Annotated in this window: 18 protein-coding genes, 2 tRNA genes and 2 rRNA genes (1 of these 22 running past the window's edge); 7 read left to right on the forward strand and 15 right to left on the reverse strand. The window is 63.9% G+C overall.

The genetic code is table 11. The features are described 5' to 3' along the window. Positions 1–97 precede the first annotated feature (97 nt). The gene (locus tag ACNI3Q_RS04610; protein ID WP_260020528.1) at positions 98–334 is read left to right on the forward strand and encodes a DUF2061 domain-containing protein; all 237 of its coding nucleotides are present in this window, start codon (positions 98–100) and stop codon (positions 332–334) included. A gap of 2 nt (positions 335–336) precedes the next feature. Here ACNI3Q_RS04610 and ACNI3Q_RS04615 read toward each other — a convergent pair whose 3' ends face one another. Beyond that, the gene (locus ACNI3Q_RS04615) at positions 337–2079 is read right to left on the reverse strand and encodes a gamma-glutamyltransferase family protein (RefSeq protein WP_426274380.1); all 1743 of its coding nucleotides are present in this window, start codon (positions 2077–2079) and stop codon (positions 337–339) included. A 61-nt stretch (positions 2080–2140) separates the two neighbouring features. Here ACNI3Q_RS04615 and ACNI3Q_RS04620 point away from each other — a divergent pair, with 61 nt between their 5' ends. Further along, positions 2141–3988, forward strand: a complete 1848-nt coding sequence (locus tag ACNI3Q_RS04620; RefSeq protein ID WP_426274382.1) for an AMP-dependent synthetase/ligase — start codon at positions 2141–2143, stop codon at positions 3986–3988. Between the two features lie 213 nt (positions 3989–4201). Here the strand turns inward: ACNI3Q_RS04620 and ACNI3Q_RS04625 are convergent, their stop codons facing one another. Next, complete coding sequence (locus ACNI3Q_RS04625) at positions 4202–5269, reverse strand: phytanoyl-CoA dioxygenase family protein (RefSeq protein WP_426274384.1); 1068 nt, start codon at positions 5267–5269, stop codon at positions 4202–4204. 312 nt (positions 5270–5581) lie between these two features. Further along, entirely contained in the window at positions 5582–6067 is a 486-nt protein-coding gene (locus ACNI3Q_RS04630) for a TspO/MBR family protein (protein ID WP_426274386.1), read from the reverse strand. A 96-nt stretch (positions 6068–6163) separates the two neighbouring features. On the opposite strand from ACNI3Q_RS04630, the gene ACNI3Q_RS04635 reads away from it, so the two are divergent. Beyond that, entirely contained in the window at positions 6164–6601 is a 438-nt protein-coding gene (locus ACNI3Q_RS04635) for a hypothetical protein (RefSeq protein WP_426274388.1), read from the forward strand. Between the two features lie 67 nt (positions 6602–6668). Here ACNI3Q_RS04635 and ACNI3Q_RS04640 read toward each other — a convergent pair whose 3' ends face one another. After that, positions 6669–7616 (reverse strand): alpha/beta hydrolase, encoded by a 948-nt coding sequence (locus ACNI3Q_RS04640; RefSeq protein ID WP_426275611.1) that lies wholly within the window; start codon positions 7614–7616, stop codon positions 6669–6671. A 47-nt stretch (positions 7617–7663) separates the two neighbouring features. On the opposite strand from ACNI3Q_RS04640, the gene ACNI3Q_RS04645 reads away from it, so the two are divergent. Continuing rightward, the gene (locus ACNI3Q_RS04645; protein ID WP_426274390.1) at positions 7664–8458 is read left to right on the forward strand and encodes a GGDEF domain-containing protein; all 795 of its coding nucleotides are present in this window, start codon (positions 7664–7666) and stop codon (positions 8456–8458) included. A 2-nt stretch (positions 8459–8460) separates the two neighbouring features. Here ACNI3Q_RS04645 and ACNI3Q_RS04650 read toward each other — a convergent pair whose 3' ends face one another. The 4 genes from ACNI3Q_RS04650 to ACNI3Q_RS04665 all read right to left on the reverse strand — a co-directional run bounded on the left by ACNI3Q_RS04650 (position 8461) and on the right by ACNI3Q_RS04665 (position 10633). Then, positions 8461–8820, reverse strand: a complete 360-nt coding sequence (locus ACNI3Q_RS04650) for a DoxX family protein (protein WP_426274392.1) — start codon at positions 8818–8820, stop codon at positions 8461–8463. 17 nt (positions 8821–8837) lie between these two features. Then, positions 8838–9158 (reverse strand): WYL domain-containing protein, encoded by a 321-nt coding sequence (locus tag ACNI3Q_RS04655; protein WP_260020538.1) that lies wholly within the window; start codon positions 9156–9158, stop codon positions 8838–8840. Between the two features lie 105 nt (positions 9159–9263). Continuing rightward, on the reverse strand, positions 9264–9758 hold the full coding sequence (locus tag ACNI3Q_RS04660) for a group I truncated hemoglobin (RefSeq protein WP_426274394.1): 495 nt from the start codon (positions 9756–9758) through the stop codon (positions 9264–9266). After that, a complete protein-coding gene (locus ACNI3Q_RS04665; protein ID WP_426274396.1) occupies positions 9758–10633 on the reverse strand; it encodes a DUF3034 family protein in 876 nt (291 codons plus the stop codon). Before ACNI3Q_RS04665 ends, ACNI3Q_RS04660 begins: the two co-directional genes overlap by 1 nt. A 107-nt stretch (positions 10634–10740) precedes the next feature. Here ACNI3Q_RS04665 and ACNI3Q_RS04670 point away from each other — a divergent pair, with 107 nt between their 5' ends. Both ACNI3Q_RS04670 and ACNI3Q_RS04675 read left to right on the forward strand, forming a co-directional pair. Further along, positions 10741–11343, forward strand: a complete 603-nt coding sequence (locus tag ACNI3Q_RS04670; protein ID WP_426274398.1) for a cupredoxin domain-containing protein — start codon at positions 10741–10743, stop codon at positions 11341–11343. Positions 11344–11347: 4 nt separating this feature from the next. Further along, positions 11348–13660 carry a putative bifunctional diguanylate cyclase/phosphodiesterase gene (locus ACNI3Q_RS04675; RefSeq protein ID WP_426274401.1) on the forward strand — a complete coding sequence of 771 codons (2313 nt, stop codon included), beginning with the start codon at positions 11348–11350 and terminating at the stop codon, positions 13658–13660. Positions 13661–13681: 21 nt separating this feature from the next. Here ACNI3Q_RS04675 and ACNI3Q_RS04680 read toward each other — a convergent pair whose 3' ends face one another. The 4 genes from ACNI3Q_RS04680 to ACNI3Q_RS04695 all read right to left on the reverse strand — a co-directional run bounded on the left by ACNI3Q_RS04680 (position 13682) and on the right by ACNI3Q_RS04695 (position 18082). After that, positions 13682–15286 (reverse strand): histidine kinase famiy protein, encoded by a 1605-nt coding sequence (locus ACNI3Q_RS04680; RefSeq protein WP_426274403.1) that lies wholly within the window; start codon positions 15284–15286, stop codon positions 13682–13684. 61 nt (positions 15287–15347) lie between these two features. After that, the gene (locus ACNI3Q_RS04685) at positions 15348–15890 is read right to left on the reverse strand and encodes a DUF2497 domain-containing protein (RefSeq protein ID WP_426274405.1); all 543 of its coding nucleotides are present in this window, start codon (positions 15888–15890) and stop codon (positions 15348–15350) included. Between the two features lie 33 nt (positions 15891–15923). Further along, the gene (locus ACNI3Q_RS04690) at positions 15924–17402 is read right to left on the reverse strand and encodes a TolC family outer membrane protein (protein WP_426274407.1); all 1479 of its coding nucleotides are present in this window, start codon (positions 17400–17402) and stop codon (positions 15924–15926) included. An 11-nt stretch (positions 17403–17413) separates the two neighbouring features. Continuing rightward, a complete protein-coding gene (locus tag ACNI3Q_RS04695) occupies positions 17414–18082 on the reverse strand; it encodes a protein-L-isoaspartate O-methyltransferase family protein (RefSeq protein WP_426274409.1) in 669 nt (222 codons plus the stop codon). Between the two features lie 164 nt (positions 18083–18246). Here ACNI3Q_RS04695 and ACNI3Q_RS04700 point away from each other — a divergent pair. Next, positions 18247–18320: transfer RNA gene (locus ACNI3Q_RS04700), tRNA-Cys, on the forward strand. A 360-nt stretch (positions 18321–18680) separates the two neighbouring features. On the opposite strand, the gene ACNI3Q_RS04705 is transcribed toward ACNI3Q_RS04700, so the two are convergent. From ACNI3Q_RS04705 to ACNI3Q_RS04715, 3 genes are all read right to left on the reverse strand, one after another. Then, positions 18681–18757 (reverse strand) — tRNA-Met (locus tag ACNI3Q_RS04705). 119 nt (positions 18758–18876) lie between these two features. After that, positions 18877–18991, reverse strand: a 5S ribosomal RNA gene (gene rrf / locus ACNI3Q_RS04710). A 110-nt stretch (positions 18992–19101) separates the two neighbouring features. Then, positions 19102–21013, reverse strand: a 23S ribosomal RNA gene (locus ACNI3Q_RS04715) (it continues 880 nt past the right edge of the window).

The following is a 21013-nucleotide window of genomic DNA, read 5'->3' on the forward strand; positions in this document are numbered from 1 at the left end:
GATCAATCGGTTTGAACGATTAACGCTCATCGCCCAAATCACTGGAGCAAAGCGGCCGGCCACCCGTTGGCCAGTCGCAGTACCGGGAGTGAGCGACGTGTCACGCGATCTGATGAAGACCCTGACCTATCTGGTCATCCACCTCGCGATCGGATTTTCGGTGGCCTATGCCTTCACCGGATCGTTCGCCATTGCGGGCGGCATCGCGCTGATCGAACCGTGCTGCAACGCCATCGCCTATTTCTTCCATGAAAAGGCCTGGGCAAAGGACTGGAGCAATTTTTCGATGCTGAAGGCGTTCGCCCATCAGCATGACGATACCTATCGCGCCTGAACCTACCGCGCCTGACCCGCCGGCAGCACCAGCACGACGCCCTCGCGCCGGGGATCGAACCCGCCATCGACACGCCCCTTGCGGATCATCACGCCGTGCAGCCCTGAATCTTCCCCCTGTCCGGGCTTGAGGTCGACGCCCTTCGCCTTCAGCGCGGCCAGCAGATCGGGGCTGAACTTCGTCACTTCGCCGTTAAAGCTGGATCCGCGCGCCACCAGATTGGGCAGCGCCAGCGCCTCCTGCATCGGCAGCCCCCAGTCCGCCGCCGCCACCAGCGACTTGCCGACATAGGCCAGGATGGCATTGCCCCCCGCCGATCCCAGCGCGCCCGCAAACCGGCCCTCTGCGTCCAGCAGGATCAGCGGCGTCATCGACGATCGCGGCCGCTTGCCCGCACCAACCGCATTGGCCGCCGGTCGTCCGTCCGGCTCGGTCGGCGAAAAGCTGAAATCGGTCATCTGGTTGTTCAGGAAAAACCCGTCGACCATCCGGCCGGTGCCAAAGATGCTTTCCACCGTCGTCGTCATCGACACGACATTGCCCGCCGCATCCCCGACGATGAAATGCGACGTTCCCGCCGGCTCCAGCGTCCGGTCCATCGCCAGTTTGGGCGCACCCGGCGGCGTCCCTGCCGCTGGCGCAGGTCCTGCGCGCTCCCCGATCAGCGCAGCGCGCGCGGCGACATAGGCCGGATCGAGCAGCCCGGCGACCGGTACGTCCGGCACATCGCCGACATACCGGTCCCGGTCGGCGTACATCAGGCGGCTTGCCTCGGCGAACAGGAACCAGGCCTGCGCATCCTGCGGCCCGCGCCGTGCGATGTCCGTCCGCTCCAGCATGGCGAACAGCTGCAGCAGCCCCACCCCGCTCGACGGCGGCGGCGGCACGCAGATTTTCCAGACGCGATAGGGGCGGCACAGCGCCTGCCGCTTGACGGGGCGATAGGCGGAAAGGTCCGCCATCGTCATCGTGCCGGCCAGCGGCCCCGCCGTGGTGCGCGCCACGATCCGCTCCGCCGTCGGCCCGGCATACAGCGCCTTTGGTCCATCCGCGGCCAGCCGCTTCAGGAACGCGGCATAGGCGGGATTACGGATCGTATCGCCGACATCGGCCAGCGTCCCGTCGCTTTCCCCGAAATAGGCGCGGGCATCCGCCACCTGCAGCTGCGGGAAACTGCCGCCCAGAAACCGGCCGAGGCGCGGCGTCACCGTGAACCCGTCGGTCGCCACCCGCTCGGCATCCCCGAACAGCGTGCCCCAGGGCAGCCGCCCATGCTCGCCATGCGCCATGGCCAGCATCGCCACCGCCCCCGGCACGCCCGTCGCCCGCCCGCTGACCACCGCATCGCGATAGCCAAGCGGCTTGCCATCGGCGCCCATGAACATCGCCGGATCGGCACCCGCCGGCGCCACCTCGCGGCCATCGAAAATCTCGACCCCGCCGGTGCCCGCATTGAAATAGGTCATGAACGCCCCGCCGCCGACGCCCGAGCTTTGCGGCTCGACCAGGCTCAGCATCGCCTGCACCGCAATGGCCGCATCGACCGCGCTGCCCCCGCGCTTCAGCACCGCCATGCCCGCCTCGGCCGCGATCGGATTGGCCGCGATGACAAAGGCGTCGGTCCGCGCCGCCGGCATCCCCGCCCGGGCAGGTCGCTGGTCCGCTACCGGGGCGCAGGAACTGGCCATGCCGATCGCGGCGATGGCGGCAAGGGTCCGGGCGAACAGGGTGCGGATCGGCGTCATGCCGATACCTTAACCGCGCCATGCTGCGGCGCAACCAGCATCGCCCGTTGCCGCCCGCCAAATGCCTGCCTACAACCCTCCGGTCATTCAGAGAGGATCGTCCGTGGCAGCAGCGCGCCAGCTCGAACATTTCCCCAATCTCGTCACCCTGTTCTTCACCCGTGCCCGTGAACAGGGGGACAAGCCGTTTCTCTGGGCCAAGCATGGCGGCAAATGGCATCCGACCAGCTGGGCAGAGGCGGCGGACAAGGTCGCCTCGCTCGCGGCCGGGCTAAAGGCGCTGGGCCTGAAACCGGGCGACCGCGTGATGCTGGTCAGCGAAAACCGACCGGAATGGTGCATCAGCGATCTGGCGATCATGGCGGCGGGCTGCATCACCGTGCCGACCTATGTCACCAACACCGAACGCGATCATCAGCATATCGTTGAAAACAGCGGGGCCGCCGCCGCCATCGTCTCGACGGGCAAGCTGGCCAAGGTGCTGATCCCCGCGCTGCTGCGTTCCAATGCCTGTCGCCACCTGATCGCCATGGAGGATCTGCGCGGTGGCCAGGCCGGCCCGTTCGAACAGCATCACTGGCAGGGGCTGATCGACGCTCACCCGACCACGCCGGCGGATGCCGCCGCCGCTGCCGCGCACCTCAAGCGCGAGGATCTGGCCTGCATCATCTATACCAGCGGCACCGGCGGCGCGCCGCGCGGCGTGTGCCAGCATCACGGCGCGATCCTTCACAATGTGGAGGGGTGCGTGACGGTGATCAGCGAGGATTTCGGCTGGGACGAAGAGGTGTTCCTCTCCTTCCTCCCGCTATCCCACGCCTATGAACATTCCGGCGGCCAGCATTTCCCCATCGGCCTCGGCGCGCAGATCTATTACTCCGAGGGGCTGGACAAGCTGGCCAGCAATATCGAGGAGACGCGGCCCACGATCATGGTCGTCGTGCCCCGCCTGTTCGAAGTGCTGCGGACGCGGATCAGCAAGGCGATCGAGAAACAGGGCAAGCTGTCCACCTACCTTCTCGACCGCGCCGTCTCGATCGGGGGCAAGCGGGCGAACACGGGCCGGGTGCCGATCATCGATCAGCCGATGAACCTCATCCTTTCCCGCACGCTCAAGCCAAAGATCGCGCAGCGGTTCGGCGGCCGGCTAAAGGCGATGGTGTCGGGCGGCGCGCCGCTCAACCCGGAAATCGGCATCTTCTTCGACGCGCTCGGCCTCACCTTCCTGCAAGGCTATGGCCAGACCGAGGCCGCGCCCGTCATCTCGTGCAACCGCCCCTCTGTCGGCCTGAAACACGACACGGTCGGCCCGCCGCTCAAGAATACCGAGGTGCGCATCGCCGAGGATGGCGAGATCCTGGTGCGCGGCGAACTGGTCATGCACGGCTATTGGCGGAACGAGGAGGAAACGGCCCGCGTCCTCAGGGACGGCTGGCTCCACACCGGGGATATCGGCCAAATCGACGATCGCGGCCGCATCAAGATCACCGACCGGAAAAAGGATATCATCGTCAACGACAAGGGCGACAATGTCGCCCCGCAAAAGGTCGAAGGGATGCTGACCCTGCAACCCGAAATCCTGCAGGCGATGATCTATGGCGACCGCAAGCCCTATATGGTCGCGGTGCTGGTCCCCGATCCTGAATGGGTTCAGCAATGGTGCGCGCGCAGCGCCACCGCGTGCAATTTCAAGGCGCTGGCCCAGCATCATGAGTTCATGAAGGCGATGGGCGCGGCGGTGGAACGGGTGAACCGGGACCTGTCGGTGATCGAGCGCGTCCGCCGCTTCATCGTCGCCGACGAACCCTTTGCCATCGAAAACCAGCAGCTGACCCCCAGCCTGAAAATCCGCCGCCACGTCCTGAAACAGACCTATGGCGACCGGCTGGACGCCCTCTACGGCGGATAATGGCTCCTCCCCCTTGACGGGGGAGGATAGCGAAGCTTGGCGCGACGCGCCTAGCGCAGCTTGGAGAGGGTGAAGCAGCCCAAAACCCTCACCCTTCCCACAGCTGCGCGGCGGGCCCCTTCCCTCTCCCGCAAGCGGGAGAGGGAGGGAGCATCGCGCAGCGATGAAGAAGGGTGAGGGTCTTTTCTTCGACCGGCGCCCGTTGCGCCCCAATCAATCCGCCATCGCGCCCTCAGCCGCTTGCCCAAGCGTCAGCAGGTCCCCGAACGACGTCGGCCGTTCGATCAGGCCGGGGTGCGGCGAATAGCCCGCGTGCCACCGCTTTTCGTCCATCGCCTCACGCGCGATGCTCATGCTGAACAATCGCCGGGGCGTGGCCGAGCGATTGTCCGGCCCGGCATGCAGCATGTCGCTTTGGTACAGGATCACCGTCCCCTTGCGCGGCGCGGTGCCCACCACCGGAAACCGCGCATCCAGCGCCCGCCCCTCCCGGATCAGCCGCCATACCGTGCCGGGCGTCAGCGTGCGCACGCTGAACAGCGGGTTCTTGCCGATCAGAAAGCGGAGCAGATTGGGCTGATGCTCGTCCCAGTGCGTCGAAAACACCCGGTCGCGAAACTCGCCCGGCGCCAGCGGCGTCTCCCGGCCGTTCCGCATCGCCCACAGCTTTTTCAGGTTATGGGAAAGGATGCGGACATTCCACCGCGCGCGGACCAGCTCCATCTGCGCCTCGGCCGCCGCGTCATGCTTTTTCGCCGCATCCGCAAACACCTGCGTTCCCGGCACGAACACCGTGCCGCCCTGCGCCGCCGACACATCCTCCACCGCCGCGAACAGGCTGATGACCCCGCTGGGATCGCGATGGACATATTGGTGCGATGATCCGGCATAGCTGGTCAGCGTCGTCACCTCGAGCAGCGGATGGTCCGGCGCGCAATAGTGGGAAACCACCTCCTCCAGCCGCCGGGCCAGCATGGCGGCAAAGCCCATGACGCCGGGCGTCGCGGGCAACGAACAGAAATCGCGCCGCCGATATCGGTTGTCCGTCTGGCTGGCGAACGCACAGCGATTGCGCGCCGGATCGTCGATCGTCTCGCGGATCAGCCCGGCCGCACGGTCGGCCTCGGCGTCGGACAACAGCCCGGTCAGGATCACCAGCCCATGCGCCTCCATGCGGGCCAGCGCCGCCCGTGCACATGCCTCGGTCAGCCGCCCGGCACCATCCAGCACCGCCGCCACCTCGAACGCGGATGTGTCACCGGAAACCTTCAGCCCGTCCATGCCAGCCTGCCGCAAGGAAGAATGTCAGGCGAGGTAGTGACCCAAAACCCTAGCCATCGGGTTAATCCCCGCATCCCCCTTCCCGCGCACGCCAGCAAACGCCCCCGTTCTGGCCCCCTCTACTCATCGTCGCCCGATGCTTGACACGGGGCTCGGCTATCTCGGTTGCGAACCACTGCTGCCACAGGTCATCCCAACCGGGATTATCCTTTTCGATCAGTGCAAATTTCCCTGCGCGCCGCCATTTCCCGACCAGCCGTTCGCCATGATCGCACGAACGCAACCCGGCCGTGATGGTCGCTGCGCCGATCGCTATGCCGGGCGCCCGAATGGCCGGTTCAGCCGCACGATGGCACCGTTCAGGATCGCGGCAAAACTGACCCAGATCAGGTACGGCACGATGAGCCAGCTTGCGAGTTCGGAATAGGGGCGGAGGCCAATGCACAAAGCCAGCACCGATGCCCACAGGAACACCACCTCGATCAGCGCCCAGTCGGGCCGCTTCACGGTAAAGAACAGCGGCGACCACAGGAAATGGCCGACAAAGTTGACGGCATACAGGATGATGATCGCCCGCTGGCCCGCCGGATCGCCGCCCGCGCCGTCCCATGCCAGTACCGCCGCCCATGCCGCCAGGCCCAGGATCACCGTCCATGCCGGACCGAACAGCCAGTCCGGCGGCTGAAAACTCGGCTTTCTGAGGTTGCGGTACCATGGTCCGATGGTGGTCAAAACGCCGCCGCCCACCCCCAGAATGACGGCCCAGGCGATGGCGGCAATGATATGGGGATCGGGCATCCGCTATATATGGAGTGTCGGCTCTTTGCCGCAACGCCGGACGGGGCCGCAAAATTTGCTGTCCTACAGCGCGTCCGTCATTGCACAGACTGGCGAATGACCCAGGATCCGAACGCGCTCACCGTCGAGGATGAAGCCATTCTCGCCTTCACCCCTGTCGCCATGGCGCCCCGCGCCACCGGCTGGACGCCGCGGCGACAGCACGACTTCATCCGCGCCCTTGCCGCAATGGGCACGGTGGGCCGCGCCGCACGGGCGGTCGGGCTCAGCCGCCAGTCGGCCTATGCCCTGCGTTCCCGGCCAGATGCGGCCAGCTTCGTGCGCGCATGGGATAACGCCCTTTCGATCGGCTATGACCGCATCTTCGAAATGGCGATGGATCGGGCGCTCAACGGCGTCACCACGCCACGCTATTATCGCGGGCGACCGATCGGCACGATCACCCGTCCCGATCTGCGCATGGCGATGGCGGTTCTTTCCGATCCCGTCCGCACGCCGGCCACACCAACCAAATTGCCAAAGATGACAGAATGAAGCGCGTTCCGCGTAATGTTGTCAGGTTGCGGGGCGGGGATCGGCACCCACCCCGCCCCTGTCTGGCTCAGTTGGCGCTCGCCGCTCTCGCGCCCGCGCCCTTCCTGTCCATGTATCCATGCATCTTCAGCCACGCGGCAAAGGCTTCGAACCAGCCGGTGCTGGTCGTCGTCTTTTGATACATGCCAAATCCGTGGCCGCCCTGTTCATAGAAATGGAACTCGACGGGCCGCTTCGCCCTGGTCCAGCTTTCGATGACGCCGAACCCGGCATTGGTGAACAGGCCGTCATCGGCGGCCAGCGCCACGAACAGCGGCGGCGCATCGGCGGGCACGGTCACGGCGGACAAGGGGCCATAGATGTTGCCGATAAAGGCGGGCTTTGCATCCTCACCGGCTAGCGCGGTCGTCATGGTCAGCATCGCACCCGCCGAAAACCCGACCATGCCGATGCGGTCGGGATCGACCTTCCATTCCCTCGCCCGCGCGCGGATCAGGGCAAAGGCGGCGCGCGCATCGGCAAGCTGCGGGGCCAGTTGCACGGCCGATTCCGTGCCGGGTGCGGCACGCGGCGGCCTGGCGCCTGGTGCGAACATCTGCCGCATCGATTCCTCGAACGCGGGCATCGTTGCCGGGGTCTGGTTCAACCGGTATTTCAGGACAAAGGCAGCGATGCCGCGCGCCGCCAGCGCCTTGGCCACATCCCACCCCTCATTCTCCATGGACAGGGTGCGGAACCCGCCGCCCGGCGCAACGACGACCGCCGCACCGGTCGCCTTGCCCGGATCGGGCAGGAACGGAGTCAGCGTCGCCTCGGTCACGTTGCGGGCGAACACGCTGCCATATTGGCTGTGCCAGCTCTCGGCATTGGTCGCGTCGGGCAAGGGGCCGGTATTCAGCTTGATCGCGGTCGGCTGGGCCGGGATCGCAATCGGCGTCATCCGGTCGTTCTGTGCCCATGCCGGTGCGCTCATCCCCAACATGGCGCTTGCCAGCGCGAGTGCAATGCTCGCCATCCGGATTTTCGACATCCCGCATCCCTCCCTGATTATTACTCATACAAATGGCGGGACATGGCGAGATCGTCAAGCGGAACGGGTCAAACGAATCTTTACCAGCGGCGGGTTATACCCCCGCCATGAACGGGGTGGGCAAGATCGCGGCCGGGGTCGGCTTTTCCGTGCTTTGCACGGCGATCGGCATGGCCGGCATGTCCTATCTTGCCGGACCCGAGGACGGGTTCATTCCCCCTTTATGGTGGATCTTCGGACTGGCCTGCCCTGCCCTTGTCTCGCTTCCCGTATGCGTCATTCTGGTGCGTCAGGGGGAGGCGAACCGGCGGCTGGCCGGTCAACTTGCCGAAGCGATGGCAAGACTGGCGGATCTGGCCCAGCATGATGGCATGACCGGACTGTTGAACCGGACGGCATTTCTTTCCCGGTCGGACGATCGGCCGGCGACGACGGGATGGATGCTGGTGATGGATATCGACCGGTTCAAATCGATCAACGACCGGTACGGCCATCATGTCGGAGACGCGGTGATTCAGGCGGTGGCCGATGTCCTGTCGGTGTCGGTACGGACGGGCGACTTGTGCGGGCGGCTGGGCGGAGAGGAATTCGCCGTGCTGACCATGGGCATTTCGGCGGAGGATGCGCAGGCGCTTGCCGAACGGATCCGGACGCGGATCGCGTCGATCGAAATCATCGCGGATGGCGATATCGTCCGACCGACGATCAGCATGGGCCTCGCTCCGGTCACGGCCGGCGATGGCGCGGCACTGGCGCTGCGGCTGGCGGATGCGGCAATGTACCGGTCAAAACGTACGGGTCGGAACAGGATTTCGCTCGCCGCCTGATCCTATCGCCGACCGATGATCCCCCCGGCCCACAAAGCCCAGGCGATGATCAGCGGTTGCAGGGCAAGGCGCGGCGCATGGTACAGGATCGGCAGGCCGGTTCCGGCGGTCAGATCGTTGATCGCGTGCTGCACATTGGCGGGCCATACGCATAGCGCATAAGCGGCCAGACCCCATCCCGCCGCCCGGCGCAGGCGCGGGATCATCAATCCGACGGCCCCGGCAATCTCCGCCAGCCCGGTCAGCGCGACGACCACCTCCGGCATGGGCACGAAATCGGGCATGATCGACAGGAACGGGCGCGGCACCGCCAGATGCAGCACGCCGGCAAGCAGGTAAAGCAGGGCCAAAAGCACGCGCATCGGGGCGCGCGCGCGGTTCATCCCTCGACGGACAGCAACGTCACGCCGGCATATTTGTCGGAATGCGCATCATACAGCCGGCTCATGTCGAACGCCCGGTCGGACAGGCGGATATCGCCCAGCCCGTCCACCTTGAACGCGCCCAGCTTTTCCTCGCGCGGGATATTGCCGTCGCGCAGCACGGTGACTGCATCCAGATAGGGGACACCATGTTTGGTATACAGGATATGCGGCGCCAGCAGCACCTCGCCCTTGTTATAGGTCGCGGTCACGCATTGCCGCCGCACGATGGCGGCGAACAGCGTGGGCATCGGACCCTCGGGTCCGTCGTCACTCATGGGCCTGTCCTTATCCTTCAACCGATCGCGGATGGGATCGTGCGATCGTTCCTGCGCCGCCGCTCTCTAGCCCAGCGGTGCGCGGCAAGGCAATGCGGCGACGGATCAGCGTTCGACGACATCGCCCCGCATCGGGGCAAGCCGGGACAGGAACCGGTTCTGCGCGGCAAAGGACACGCCCTCGGCGGTCATCGCCACCTGCAGGTTTTCGACCAGCCGGTTCATGTCCGCTTGCTGCACGCCAAGGTCGCGGTGCGCGGTCTTCATGTCGCGCCCGCTATAGCTGCATCCTGCATTGAGCAGGTAACAGAACTGCTCGAACAGCGTCCGGCGCAGCCGCACCCGGTCGTGATTGGCGAAAATCTCGCCGATGCGCGGATCGGCAAAATTCGCTTCGACAAACCGGTCGACGATCCTGCCGATCCCGGCCTGACCGCCAAAGGCCCTGGCCATCGCATCGCCCGTGAACGGGCGGGCACCGGCATTGGACGGGCTGGCGGTATAGGGATCGACAGGCTCCTCGCCCGGCATGGCATGGGGGGCGGCAGCCTCCTGCACCGGCATGGCCAGCATCAGGATCAGCGAAAAAACGGCACTCATCAGAAATTTCCCTGCAACTGGACCAAGACGCCGCGCTGCTGTTCAAAGGTCGCGACGGAACCCAGATCGGTATAGGCGATGGTCGCCGTGACATGCCGGTTCACGCCGTACACGGCAAAGGCATCCCACCAGTCATCCTCGCGCGCGATGGTCAGGTTGCTCGGCTTGCCCCGGTATTCCGCACCCACGGCAAAGCGGCGGGAAAATTGATAGGCCAGCGACCCTTCGGCCTGCACCTGATAGGCGTCATTCAATCCGCCGCCATGGCCCAGCAGGCCGTTCTGGTTCGCCTTGGTCATCCGCACGGTGGCATTGGCCAGCAGCGACCAGCGCAGGAACAGCTTGGTTGCCGACAGGAAATAATCCACGCCCTCGTCATCGCCCGCGCCCAGCGCCTGAACCAGCGCGCCGTCGCGGCTTTTCTTGTACTGCGCGCCAATCGCGATGGCGGGCAGGAATTCGGGACCATAGACCACATCGCCGGCCAGCTTGACCTTGGCGCCGATAACATCCTGATCCAGCTTGAAATCATTGCCGATGCCCAGCGCGCCGCCGACCCGGTTGGTGTCCAGCACCTGGCGGGCATAGCTGATCTCTACCCGGTCGAACACGCCGATCGCGGCGGCATAGCTGCGGAAATCATAGTCCTTCAGCTCGATGCCTGTCACCGATGCTTGGCCGCCAATCCCGTCCTTCGTCTCGTTGCCGGCAATCACTGCCCATGGGGTCAGGCCGCCGCCCGCCGCGCCCTCAATCGTCGAAATGCCGTTGGTCAGCAGCAATTTGCTATTGTCCGAAGATTGCGCCCATGCGGCAGACCCTGATGAAATCAGGCCGACCAGCATGGCGATGCGGGGAATCTGGTTCCTTGTCATGCGCACTGATGTGGCGAAACAGGGTTAACAAAGGCTTCAGCTCTGCAAATTGCTAAATTGAGCTACGCATTTACCGCAAATTGAGGATTGTTAGCCATAAACGGGGCATGATCGTTCGCAGTCTGTCCCTGTCGCTGGCGTTGATGTCCTCCCCTGCCATTGCAGGATCGTTGCAGATCGAAGTGGTCGACACAAACGGGCGCGCCCTTCCCGATGCCGTGGTTACCCTGCATCCGGCGGCGGGCATTCCGCCGGGGCCCATCCGTTTCCCCTGGGCCGCGCAAATGATCCAGAAGGACGTCAACTTCGTTCCCGGCACCCTGATCGTGCCCGTTGGCGCAACCGTCTCCTTCCCCAACAGGGACAAGGTGCGCCATCACATCTATTCCTTTTCGCGGCCCGCCCGGTTCGAAATCAAGCTGTTCGGGCGGGACGAAACGCGAAGCTACACGTTTCGAACCGCCGGAGCCGTCGCGCTGGGCTGCAACATCCATGACCGGATGAGCGGATTCATCAAGGTGGTGGACACGCCCTTTGCTGCAAAAACGGGTTCGGACGGCATGGCCAGCATCGCCGCCATCTCCGCCGGAACCGGCCGCCTGACGGTTTGGCATCCGCGGATGCGCGCACGGGATAATGAAAGCAGCTTCACCCTTGCCATTCCCGCCAGCGGGTTGATTACCAAACGCATCACTGTCGGCGTGCGATAAACGCATGCCGCGCCTTCCCCTGTCGCTTGTCCGCGCAGTGCGGATCCTGCGCCGCTCGCTGTCGGTCAAGCTGGCGCTTGTCTATGCCAGCCTCTTTACGGTGGCGGTGGCGCTGATCCTGCTCGGCGCAAAGGCGGGGATGACGCTGTACGCCGAACGGATGATCGAACGCGAAATGGCGGCCGGTGCGCAGGTGTTCGATCGCGTCGCGTCGATGCGCTACGATCAACTGGGCAATGCCAGCCGCGTGCTGGCCGGCGATTTCGGCTTTCGCACCGCCGCCGCCACCGGCGATGCCCCGACCATCGCATCGGCGCTCGATTCGCTTGGCGGGCGATTGCAGATCGAACAGGCCTTTTTCCTGTCGGCCGATGGATCCGTGACCGGTTTTTCGGGTGCATTGCCCCTGCGCGATATCGATGCGTTGCGTACCGCACTCGAACAGGATGCGACTGCCGGCGTCCTTCGCCTTGGCGATCAACGCTTCAATGCCGCCGCTGCGCCGGTTCAGGCACCGATGACCATCGGCTGGGTCATCTTCGCAAACCGGATCGACGGCGCGGAAATGTCCCGGATGGCCAGCCTGTCCGCCATCGACCTGACCCCCCGCATCCTGCCGGTATCCCGCCTGCCGGCCAGCGCGCGCCTGGGCCGGATCGTCGATATTGTTTCCGGGGGCCAGCGGGTGCTGGTCCGCGCACTGCCCGTAAAGTCGTTCCGCGCCGACGAGCCGCAGGCACTGCTGCTTGAATACAGCGTCACGCGCGCATTGGATCAATTCGCACCGATGTTCTGGGCACTGCTCGCCTGCGGCGTCGCCGGCATTCTGCTGGCCGCGGGGGGCAGCTGGCTGCTCGCCCGGCGCCTGACTCGGCCGATCGTCGCGCTGGATCAGGCCGCCCGCCGTGTCGCGCGCGGCGACCATGTGCAGGTGGCGGTCACGACCCGCGACGAAATCGGCCGCCTTGCTCGCAGTTTCAATCGCATGGTCGACGACATTGCCGAACGTGAGCGTCAGATCACGCACATGGCGCTGCACGATGCCCTGACCGGCCTGCCCAACCGCCTGCTGCTTCGCGAACAGCTGTCGATGGTGTCGGCCAGAAGCGGTGACCGGCGGCGGCTGGCGCTATTCTGTCTTGATCTCGATCATTTCAAGGCGGTGAACGATACGCTGGGTCATCCAACCGGGGACGCCCTGCTGTGCGAAATCGCCAACCGGCTGAACCGCTTTGCCGGCGACGGGTTCGTCGCGCGGCTGGGCGGTGATGAATTTGCCCTGATCCTGGAAGAAGGACAGCGTTCGCTCGACCGGATCGCGCACGAACTGACCGACCTGATCCGCACGCCGTGCATCGTGAACGGCCACCGCCTGGTCCCCGGCACCAGCATCGGCATCGCGGTAATCGGTCCGGACGGGTCCGACCCCGTGACGCTGACCAAACACGCCGACCTCGCCCTTTACCGCGCAAAGCAGGAAGGGCGCGGCGCCTATCGGTTTTTCGAACCGGCGATGGATGCAGAGGCACAGGCCCGGCGCGCGATGGAAATGGACCTGCACGATGCCATCCGGCTGGGTCAGCTGTCGTTGATGTTCCAGCCGCTGTTCAACCTGTCGGAGGGGCGCGTTTCTGCGTTCGAGGCGCTGCTTCGCTGGAACCATCCCGTTCGCGGGATGGTATCGCCGGTCGATTTCATTCCGCTGGCAGAGGATACCGGCCTGATCGTGCCGATCGGCGAATGGGTGATCCGGGAGGCGTGCCGGACGGCGCGCGAATGGCCGGATCATGTCCGCGTCGCCGTGAATGTCTCGCCCGTTCAGTTTCGCAATCCCGGCCTCAACAGCGTCATCCTTCAGGCGCTGTCGGAAACCGGCCTGCCGCCGCAACGGCTGGAACTGGAAATCACCGAAAGCCTGTTCATCGACAACCCGGAAACCACGCTTGCATCATTGCACAGCCTGCGCGCGCTGGGCGTACGCGTCGCGCTGGACGATTTCGGAACCGGCTATTCCTCGCTCAGCTATCTGCGCAGCTTCCCGTTCGACAAGATCAAGATCGACCGCAGCTTCATCATCGACCTGCTGAGTTCGAAAGGCGCAACCGCCATCATCCGGTCGATCACGACGCTGGCCGAGGCGCTGGGCATGGAAACCACGGCAGAGGGCGTCGAAAACGCCGGACAGCTCGACATCCTGCGCGAACAGGGATGCAGCCATATTCAGGGATATTATTTCAGCCGTCCGATCACGCGCGATGCCATCGCCGCGCTGCTTCTGGACAATGGCGATATCGCCGAACAGCGCCTCGCCAGCTGAGCCCATACCAGCCGATGCGGATCAGCTGATCCCGTTCGGCCCCTCGATCAGCGCGCGCACGCGCACCGCCAGATCCGACCGGCGATAGGGCTTGCGGACAAGCTCGAACTGACGGCTTTCGGCATCCAGCGCCCGGTCGGAATAGCCGGTGGTCAACAGGATCGGCAAAGTCGGGAAATCGGCCCGTACCCGGTTCGCCAGCGCCACGCCGGTCAATTCGCCCGGCATGACGATATCGGTGAACAACAGCTGGAAATCCCGATCCCGCTCCAGCACATCCAGAGCCATCTGGGCGTTGGACACATGCGTCACCCGATAGCCCAGATTTTCAAGGATCGCCTTGCCCAGTTCCGCCACTTCCTGCTGGTCTTCGACCATCAGAATGCGCTCACCATTCCCTGTCGCCATCGCCGTCACTTCGCGGACCGGTTCGGCAATACCCTTTGCGCGCGGGAAATACAGGGTAAAGCGCGCGCCGCCGCCGGGGCGGTTTTCGGCCCGCACGCCGCCGCCAGTCTGCCGCATGAAGCCGTAAACCATCGACAGGCCAAGCCCGGTGCCCTTGCCCACGGACTTGGTGGAAAAAAACGGATCGAACACCCGGTTCAGCACGTCGGGGGCGATCCCCGGTCCCTCATCCTCTATGACGATCGCAACATACTCGCCCGGCTCAAGGTCGGGCGTCAGCGCATCGCTCGCCGTCGATACCGTATTCTGGGTGCGAACCGTCACCTCGCCCTTGCCATCCATCGCATCGCGCGCGTTGGCCAGGATGTTGAGCAACGCCATTTCCGCCTGCACCGGGTCCATCCGGGCATTCCAGGCATCTTCGCTGAACTGGCGGCGGATGGTGATGCTCGCACCGACGTTACGCTCGATGATCGGACCGAAATCGGTGATCAGCGTATTCACGTTGAGCAACCGGTCACGCAATTCCTGCTTGCGGGCAAAGGCCAGCAGCTGCTGCGTCAGCTGTGCACCGCGCCCGGCGGCCATGCCGATGGCGTCGACCGCTTTTCGCGCAGCCCGATCGCCCGGTTCGATCCGGCTGTCGAGCAGGTCGACATAGCCAAGGATGACCTGCAGCAGATTGTTGAAATCATGCGCGATGCCGCCAGTCAGCTTGCCGACGGCCTCCATCTTCTGCGCCTGATGCAATGCCTCTTCGGCTTCCTTGCGGCGCGAGATATCGAGCTGGCTGGCAAAGAAGTACAACAGTTCGCCCGCCTCGTCGAAAATCGGCGACACGAACAGCGCGTTCCAGAAGGTCGATCCATTCTTGCGGTAGTTCAGGATTTCGACAGCCACTTCCTCGCGCCGGGCAATGGCCTCTCTGACCAGCTGAATAGCGGCGGGATCGGTTTCCGGCCCCTGAAGGAACCGGCAGTTGCGACCGACGATCTCGGCCTGCGCATACCCGGTCATGCGCTCGAATGCGTTGTTGCAGAACAGGATCGGATTGTCGGGCTGATGCGGATCGGTAACGATCATCGGCATCCGCGTTGTTTCGACAGCGGCAAAGAAAATGTCGTGGGGACGCGGCTCAGACAAGCCGGCACGCCCGCCCATCGCTCCGTGACCGGAACGGGCGGGACGGCCATCCTGCATGGGGTCGTCGCTGCTCATGCGGTGGAAAACGACTCTAAATCGCGAAAAGTTGCATCAGGCGATACCGATCAGGTCACGGTCATCCTTGACGGCCGGTGATCCGGGCGATCTCCTTGGCAACCAGCTGTTCGACCATGGCCGGCAAATGCGCGTCCAGCCAGTCGCGCAGCATCGGACGAAGCATTTCCTTGACCAGCCCTTCCAGCGTATCGCTGCCCTGGACTTCGGGCCGCACGATCATGCGGGACAACGCCTCAAGCGAGCGGCTGGTTGCGTCGGCCGTTCCTGCCGACAGGATGCCTTCACCCGCGGGCTGCGCGCTGGCAGCGGGCCGTGCAGGCCGTTCGGCAGGTTCTGCCTTGCCCGGGGCTGCCGGCCGGATTGCATCGGCCGTTTCCCGGCGTGGCGACGACGCTGCGGTGGCATAGGCGTCCAGTTCAAGCACATCGTCAGGATGGTCGTCCTGAACCCGCTCATCCGACGGGGCGGCGATCGGATCGACCGGACGGGCAACCTTGCGCGGCCGCTGGATCGCCGCAACCGGCTCTGCTTCTTCGGCGATGATCCGCTTGATCGACGACAGGATGTCTTCCATCGAGGTCTCGTTGCTGATGTCGCCCATGCCCCGGATCCGTCCAGTTACCGCCCTGTGGCGTTACTGATCGACTTTTGGGTTCATGCTGTCAATGTCACGCTGCAGCTCCGGTTCCAGCGGGCGCGTGACCACCGGGGTCTGCGGCGCACTGTTGACGGTCGGCGTGGCAACGGGAACGGGGCTCGGACCTGTGCCCCAGTCGAAGATCGAACGCTTCACCCGGCGATAATTGACCTCCGGATCATAGAGCGGGCCGCCATCCAGCCCCAGATCGCGCGCCTCCGCCCGGCCCATTGCCGCCAGCAGCGCAAAGCCAGCGACATAGGCGTCGCGCCGCGCGGAAACCAGCTGCACCTGCGCGTTCAGCAATTCGCGCTCGGCATCCAGGATTTCCAGGATCGTCCGCGTCCCGACGCTGTTTTCCGCCCGCACCCCTTCCAGCGACAGCCGGTTGGCCGAAACCTGGGCCTCGGATGCTTCGATGACCTGAAGCGATGACTGCCAGCTAGCAAACAATGCGCGCGACTGTTCGACGATCTGCCGCTCGACCAGCGTCACCTGTTCGATGGCCACGCCTTCCAGCGCTTCCGCCCGGCGAACCGATGCGGCCGGCCCGCCGCCCTGATAGATCGGCACGGTCAGCTGAACGCCTGCGCTGGCGGCATTCCCCGATTCCTGCGCCGGCACGCCCAGCGAGCCGAGATAGTTGAAATAACTGCCGCGCAGGAACGAGCTGACCCGCGGATTGCGTTCCGCCCGCGCGGTCTTCACGTCGAAACCGGCGGCATCGCTCGCCCGTCGCGCGGATTCCAGATTGGGATTGTTTTCCAGCGCCACGCGGACCGCTTCGACCGGATCGGCGGGCAGACCCGGCAGCGCCGGCGGCGCCTCCAGCGTCCCCGGCTCCGTGCCGACCACGCGGATATAAGCTTCCCGGCTGCCGATCAGCGTCGCTTCGGCGGTGCGCAGCTGGCCGATCGCACCCTGCAACCGCGCCTCCGACTGGGCGACATCGGTGCGGGTGAGGTCGCCCACCTCGAACCGGTCCCGCGTCGCACGCAGATTCACTTCCAGCGCACGGACATTCTGACGGTTCAATTCGACGATGGCCTCGTCGCGGATCACGTTCATATACACGTTCACCACGGCGGTGAACAAATCCGCCTCCGTCCCGCGCAGCGTCGCACGGCCCGACAGGACGCGGGTTTCCGCCGCCCTTGTCGCGTTCTTCACCTGACCGCCCAGATAGACGGGCACGGTGACCTGCGCCTGGCCGGTCAGGCTGCGTTCCGGGCGGATGAACTGGTTATTCGCCTGGATGAAATCTTCGGAATATTGCCCGTTCAGCGCAATGTCGGGCAGGCCGTTGGCACGGGCGATCGCCACCTGTTCATCCGTTGCGCGCAGCTGGGCGCGCTGGCCGGTCAGCGTCGGGTTGCTCTGATAGGCGCGGACCATCGCTTCGCGCAGCGTTTCCGCTGATGCCGGGGCAGCGAGTGCGATCAGGCTGGCACTGATCAAGGCAAGGTTACGACGCATCCGACCCCCATTCAGAATGTAAACCCGCGCGGCACGGCAAATCCGGGCAGCTCGGGGCAATCGATATCCGCGAAATTGACAAGGCCAAAGCCACCGGCGGTCCGCTCCCCGAACGCCAGGCGAGTGACCCCGCGGTCGCTGATCCCGGTGACCAGACGGCCGCCCGGCTTCAGCTGTTCGATGATGGCATCGGGCAGATGCTCGACCGCACCATCGATCAGAATGACATCATAGGGCCCGGCATCCGCCCAGCCTGCGGCCAGCGGCCCTTCGACCAACTCGACATGGGCGATATCGGCCAGCGCCGCGCGCGCCGTGGCGGCCAGGGCCGGCGATTGCTCCAGCGCGACGACCGATGCGACGATCTCGGCTGCCACGGCCGCCGAATAGCCGCCTGCCGCCCCGATCACCAGCACCCGGTCATCGGCGCGCAACCGCGCCTCGGTCAGCAAGCGGCCAGTCGCCAGCGGGCTGTTGTGCAGCCGCCCCTCGCCCAGCGGCAACAGGGTGTCGCGATAGGCGATGGCGCGATGCTCGGCCGGCAGGAACCGTTCCCGGGGCAAGCGGCCCATGGCATTGACCACCCGCACGTCGTTGACGGCGCTGGGCCGCAACTGGCTGACGACCATTGCTTGCCGCATGGTTGCGGCGTTGGGGGAAAGGGCGGCTTGATCGACCATGGCACTATCCTGTCGCACAACTGTTTTAGTCGCACAATACACTTATTCGGTGACTATGCTTACCGCGCTGCGGAATAGACGCCAAGCAGGTCGGTGCAACTGAATTTTTGCCGATTGCTCCGTTGACAAGGCAGCCGCTTCCGCCCATTGCCCCGTTCCTCCCCGGCCCGATGGCGGAGTGGTGACGCAGAGGACTGCAAATCCTTGCACCCGGGTTCGATTCCCGGTCGGGCCTCCATCCCTTTCATGACGGGAATTGGCGGCGACAGGCCGGGTCGAACCGATCCGCTGTCGTGCGGTGGGCTGCGCGGTCCTCGCCAGCATTCAATCCTGGTTTCGGGAGGGCTTTGAGGCCCTTTCGCCTGACAGCGCAATAGCACTAAATATACGCCGCGAGCCGCCTCGCTGCATCATTAGGACGCGCGCAGCGGCCGCCAGCGGCGATCAGTATGCGGTGAACGATCGCGTCGACACCAAGATCTGGCCTGCTACAGCAGGATTCCGTCGCCCAAACCTGGCCCAGACGCAAAAAACAGGCGCAATCGACCGGTTGAACGGCCAATATGCACCTGATCACATGATTTCGGGTGGATTTCGTTGGTTGCGGGGGCAGGATTTGAACCTGCGACCTTCAGGTTATGAGCCTGACGAGCTACCGGGCTGCTCCACCCCGCGCCAAACCAACATGCCGGCGAGCGGATGATCGCAAACCGACGAAAAAAAGGGACGCGAAACTGCGTCCCTGACATTGTGAATGGGTTTTCCCTGATTGTCCGCGCTCCACCAGCTGCAATGCCTGGCGACGACCTACTCTTCCATCGCTTAGGCGATAGTACCATCGGCGCTGTCTGGTTTCACGTCCGAGTTCGGGATGGGATCGGGTGGGGCACAGACGCTATAGCCACCAAGCAATGAAGCGGGTGGAACGCGGATAATCGGGTTTCAAATCGATGCACCAAAGTCTGGGATGACATCCACATCGAACGATCAAGCCAAAGCTGTCGTTGATGGTGGGACTCATCAAGCGCGAATAGGACAATTAGGACCGGTTAGCTCCATGCGTTACCGCACTTCCACATCCGGCCTATCAAGGTCGTGGTCTCCGACCGTCCTATGAAATCTTATCTCGAGGGAGGCTTCCCGCTTAGATGCTTTCAGCGGTTATCCCGTCCATACATAGCTACCCTGCTGCGCCGTTGGCACGACGACAGGTACACCAGAGGTATGTTCAACCCGGTCCTCTCGTACTAGGGTCAACTCCTCTCAAATTTCGACGCCCACGGCAGATAGGGACCAAACTGTCTCGCGACGTTCTGAACCCAGCTCACGTACCACTTTAATTGGCGAACAGCCAAACCCTTGGGACCTGCTCCAGCCCCAGGATGTGATGAGCCGACATCGAGGTGCCAAACAACCCCGTCGATATGAGCTCTTGGGGGTTATCAGCCTGTTATCCCCGGCGTACCTTTTATCCGTTGAGCGATGGCCCTTCCACGAGGGACCACCGGATCACTATGACCGACTTTCGTCTCTGCTCGACTTGTCAGTCTCGCAGTCAGGCTGGCTTATGCCATTGCACTCTAACGGTCGGTTTCCAACCGACCTGAGCCAACCTTCGCACGCCTCCGTTACTCTTTAGGAGGCGACCGCCCCAGTCAAACTACCCGCCACAGAGGGTCCCAGAACCAGTTTCATGGTTCGTGGTTAGACATCAGAAAACAACAGGGTGGTATTTCACCTATGGCTCCACATCAGCTGGCGCCAATGCTTCAAAGCCTCCCACCTATGCTACACAGTTCCTTCCTAATGCCACTCTGAAGCTGCAGTAAAGGTGCACGGGGTCTTTCCGTCTAACCGCGGGTACTCCGCATCTTCACGGAGAATTCAATTTCGCTGAGCATGTCCTGGAGACAGTGGGGAAGTCGTTACGCCATTCGTGCAGGTCGGAACTTACCCGACAAGGAATTTCGCTACCTTAGGACCGTTATAGTTACGGCCGCCGTTTACCTGGGCTTCATTTCGGAGCTTGCACCCCTCCACTTAACCTTCAGGCACCGGGCAGGCGTCAGGCCCTATACGTCGTCTTGAAGCCGACTTAGCAGAGCCCTGTGTTTTTGCTAAACAGTCGCTACCCCCTGGCCTGTGCCCCCTGCAAAAAGTTGCCTTAATGCAGGGCCTCCTTCTTCCGAAGGTACGGAGGCAATTTGCCGAGTTCCTTCAGGACACTTCTCTCAAGCGCCTTGGTATACTCTACCTGACCACCTGTGTCGGTTTCGGGTACGGTCTATACGGTGGGGCTATTTCCTGGGACAACTTCGCTGCCAGTTCAATCCGTTAAGGACTGACAACTTACGCCATCCGTCACACACCACCAGGCTGCGGAATATTAACCGCATTCCCATCGACTACCCCCTTCGGGCTCGTCTTAGGGGCCGGCTCACCCTACGCGGATTAGCCTTGCGTAGGAACCCTTGGTCTTTCGGCGACAGGGCATCTCACCCTGTTTATCGCTACTCATGTCTGCATTCGCACTTCCGATACCTCCACCGTCGGTTACCCTTCGGCTTCACAGGCTTACGGAACGCTCCGCTACCGCGTGTTCAAAGAACACACCCTAAGCTTCGGTGCACGTCTTTAGCCCCGTTACATCTTCGCCGCAGAAACCCTTGTTTAGACCAGTGAGCTGTTACGCTTTCTTTAAAGGATGGCTGCTTCTAAGCCAACCTCCTGGTTGTTTTGGGATTTCCACATGCTTTCCCACTTAGACGTGACTTGGGGACCTTAGCTGTAGGTCAGGGCTGTTTCCCTTTTGACGACGGACCTTAGCACCCGCCGTCTGTCTCCCGGATATCACTCCTAGGTATTCGGAGTTTGGTTAGAATTGGTAGATCTCGCGACCCCCGCATCCATCCAGTGCTCTACCCCCTAGGG

Origin of the sequence: Sphingomonas eleionomae (assembly GCF_049889035.1) — a bacterium.
Taxonomy (GTDB): Bacteria; Pseudomonadota; Alphaproteobacteria; order Sphingomonadales; family Sphingomonadaceae; genus Sphingomonas.

Excerpts from the sequence above, each read along its gene's own strand:
- ACNI3Q_RS04615 (WP_426274380.1), bottom strand. The coding sequence starts at position 2,079 with ATGACGCCGATCCGCACCCTGTTCGCCCGGACCCTTGCCGCCATCGCC.
- ACNI3Q_RS04620 (WP_426274382.1), top strand. The coding sequence starts at position 2,141 with ATGCCTGCCTACAACCCTCCGGTCATTCAGAGAGGATCGTCCGTGGCA.
- ACNI3Q_RS04625 (WP_426274384.1), bottom strand. The coding sequence starts at position 5,269 with ATGGACGGGCTGAAGGTTTCCGGTGACACATCCGCGTTCGAGGTGGCG.
- ACNI3Q_RS04630 (WP_426274386.1), bottom strand. The coding sequence starts at position 6,067 with ATGCCCGATCCCCATATCATTGCCGCCATCGCCTGGGCCGTCATTCTG.
- ACNI3Q_RS04635 (WP_426274388.1), top strand. The coding sequence starts at position 6,164 with ATGACCCAGGATCCGAACGCGCTCACCGTCGAGGATGAAGCCATTCTC.
- ACNI3Q_RS04640 (WP_426275611.1), bottom strand. The coding sequence starts at position 7,616 with ATGGCGAGCATTGCACTCGCGCTGGCAAGCGCCATGTTGGGGATGAGC.
- ACNI3Q_RS04645 (WP_426274390.1), top strand. The coding sequence starts at position 7,664 with ATGGCGGGACATGGCGAGATCGTCAAGCGGAACGGGTCAAACGAATCT.
- ACNI3Q_RS04650 (WP_426274392.1), bottom strand. The coding sequence starts at position 8,820 with ATGCGCGTGCTTTTGGCCCTGCTTTACCTGCTTGCCGGCGTGCTGCAT.
- ACNI3Q_RS04655 (WP_260020538.1), bottom strand. The coding sequence starts at position 9,158 with ATGAGTGACGACGGACCCGAGGGTCCGATGCCCACGCTGTTCGCCGCC.
- ACNI3Q_RS04660 (WP_426274394.1), bottom strand. The coding sequence starts at position 9,758 with ATGAGTGCCGTTTTTTCGCTGATCCTGATGCTGGCCATGCCGGTGCAG.
- ACNI3Q_RS04665 (WP_426274396.1), bottom strand. The coding sequence starts at position 10,633 with ATGACAAGGAACCAGATTCCCCGCATCGCCATGCTGGTCGGCCTGATT.
- ACNI3Q_RS04670 (WP_426274398.1), top strand. The coding sequence starts at position 10,741 with ATGATCGTTCGCAGTCTGTCCCTGTCGCTGGCGTTGATGTCCTCCCCT.
- ACNI3Q_RS04675 (WP_426274401.1), top strand. The coding sequence starts at position 11,348 with ATGCCGCGCCTTCCCCTGTCGCTTGTCCGCGCAGTGCGGATCCTGCGC.
- ACNI3Q_RS04680 (WP_426274403.1), bottom strand. The coding sequence starts at position 15,286 with ATGAGCAGCGACGACCCCATGCAGGATGGCCGTCCCGCCCGTTCCGGT.
- ACNI3Q_RS04685 (WP_426274405.1), bottom strand. The coding sequence starts at position 15,890 with ATGGGCGACATCAGCAACGAGACCTCGATGGAAGACATCCTGTCGTCG.
- ACNI3Q_RS04690 (WP_426274407.1), bottom strand. The coding sequence starts at position 17,402 with ATGCGTCGTAACCTTGCCTTGATCAGTGCCAGCCTGATCGCACTCGCT.
- ACNI3Q_RS04695 (WP_426274409.1), bottom strand. The coding sequence starts at position 18,082 with ATGGTCGATCAAGCCGCCCTTTCCCCCAACGCCGCAACCATGCGGCAA.